General features: G+C 66.3%; 1 pseudogene. It reads right to left on the bottom strand.

The window, feature by feature from the left end:
* Nucleotides 1-2,368: pseudogene (locus U873_RS0133175) on the bottom strand (filamentous hemagglutinin); the annotation flags it as partial.

Here is a 2,368-nt window from a genome sequence, read left to right as displayed (position 1 = left end):
GGCACCAGTACCTGTTCACCATTCAGTTCATGGCTTTCCAGCCAGACGATGTCGTGGGTCAGGGCGGCGACTTGTTCGGCGGTCAGGGTTACGCCCACCGACAGGTCAAGCTGTTGCTTGCTCTGGAGCGCGTTGTCCATCAGGTGCTTGAAGAGCTTTTCGTTGCTGTCCTGGCCGTCGATAAAGCGTTGGCCGGTGCGAGCGACCATGGCTTGCTGGATCAGTTTCTGTTCGTAGAAACCATCTCCCAGGCGCTTGGCACTGTCGTCCGGGTTGTAGCCGAGGTTGGACAGCAGGTAGTCCGAGCTCATGAACTGCTTGAGGCTGGTCAGCGCCGGGTTGGTTTCGATCAGGTACTTGTGCGGCCGGGACAGGCTCGCGGCGTCCGGCAGGCCGGCGATCTGCGCAGGCGTCGGGGCCTGGGCCAAGGCGCTGCCCTGACCGCTGAGGCGGAACAGGCCGTTGCCGCCGGTGGGCAGGCTGAAGCCCGGCAACTCCAGGGGGTTGACCTGTTGCTGGGCCAGTTCCGGGGGCAGTTGTGGGTTGATCCGGATCGGCGTCGAGTAACCGTTGCCGACGCCGGTGTCGGTCAGGGTCTTGCCGGCGCCGACATACTCGTAGAAGGAGCGGATCACGCTGTTGTCGAGGGTCTGGTCGGCCTTGAGGTTGACCTTGCCACCGGCCTGGATGGTGGCGGCGAAGGATTGGTCGCCGTCCACCACCTTGCTGCTGGAGGACAGCATCACCCCGGTCCAGGCAATGAAGGCGCTAAGGTCGGAGGCGAAGCTGCTCGAAGGCGTCGGGTTGTTGCGAGCATTGAACGCGGCGGCGCGGGCAGCGGCGGTGCCGGTTTCGTTGACGAAGCTCCAGTAGCGCCGCAGGGTGGTGATTTCCTGGGGCTGCAAGCCCTGGTTGTGGACGGTCTGGGCCTTGATGTTGATGTCGCCGGCCGCGGTGATCAGGCTGCTGGTGTTGGTCAGGGTCTGGGTGTCGATCTGCAGGTCGGCGCCGCTGTTGAGGCTGGCGGCGGCGCTGCTGTCGGTCACTCGCAGGCGGTCGGTTTCGGCCACTTCCCACAGGCCGTTGATGCGGCCGCCGCCGCGGTCGTCGCAGCCGGCGCCGGGGATCAGGGTGCAGGACAGGCGGGTGATGCTGGCCGCGCTCTTTTCGTGTTCGGTGTACTGCAGCACGTCCATGACGTTGTTGAGGGTGCTGGCGGCGATGGTCAGCTTGCCCAGGCTTTCGATATCCCCGGAGCGGTTGTCCAGCAGGTCGGCGCGGGTTTGCTGGTCGTCCTTGGCGATCAGCGCGGTGCCCAGGCTGTACACCTGGGCGTAGCGGTTGGTGAAGCTTGTGGTCAGCAGCTGCAGATTGCCGCCGCTGGAAATCAGGCCATGGTCGTTGACCAGGGTGGCAGCAGTGAGGCTCAGGTCTGCGCCGCTGCCCAGGGTGCCGAGGTTGTGGATGCTGGCGGCGTTGAGCTGCAATTTCTGGCTGGCGGTGATGCGCCCGGCGCTGTTCAGCGCACCATCGATCTGCAGGGTACTGTTGGCACCGCCGGCGATGCTGGCGCTGTCTGTCAGGTCCAGTTGGGCGGCGTGCAGGTCCAGTTGACCCATGCTGCTCAGACGGCCCTGGCCGGCGTAGTTGCCGCTCAGGTCGAGGTTGAGCGCGGCGTCGCTACCGATCAGGCCGTCGTTGCTCCAGTGGCTGCCGCTGCCGGTCAGGCCGGTGCTTGCCAGGAGCTGGCCATCGGCGGTCTGGGTCAGGTGGTCGACCTTGACCCGCAACTGGTCGGCCTGGATCGAGCTGCTGTTGGTCCAGCGCTCGGCTTCCAGGGTCAGCTGGCCGGCGGTCTTCAGGCGGCCGCCGACGTCTTCGAGGTTGGCCATGGAAATGCCGAACACCCCGCTGCCGCTGTGCAGCAGGCTGCCGCCACGGTTGTTGAAGCCGCCGGCGTCGAAGGCCAGGTCGTGGTTGGCGGTTTCCAGAGAGCCATCGCGGTTGTCGAAGGTGCCTGCGATGCTGAACCGGGTCTTGCTGGCCAGGCCCAGGGCTCGCAGTTGCCCACGCTGGTTGTCCAGGCTGGCGGCGGTGGTGGCCAGGGTGCTGCGGCTTTCGATCAGGCCCTGGCGGTTGTCCAGGGCGCCCCCCAGCTCCAGCTCGATCTGCCGGGCGCTGATCTGGCCGGCGCGGTTGTCCAGGTCCTTGGCGCTGATATGCAACGCCTGCTGGGCGAAGAGCGCGCCGTCGCGGTTGTCGAGGCGGCCATTGGCGGCGGTTTCCAGGATGGCGCCGCCGTTGAGGGCAGACACCTTGCCGGCCCTGTTGTCGAGGTTGGCCGCCTTGAGCGTCAGCTCGCCCTGCT

This window comes from Pseudomonas sp. PH1b (genome assembly GCF_000633395.1).
Classification (GTDB): Bacteria; Pseudomonadota; Gammaproteobacteria; order Pseudomonadales; family Pseudomonadaceae; genus Aquipseudomonas.
This window is presented reverse-complemented; position numbering and strand designations above follow the sequence as displayed.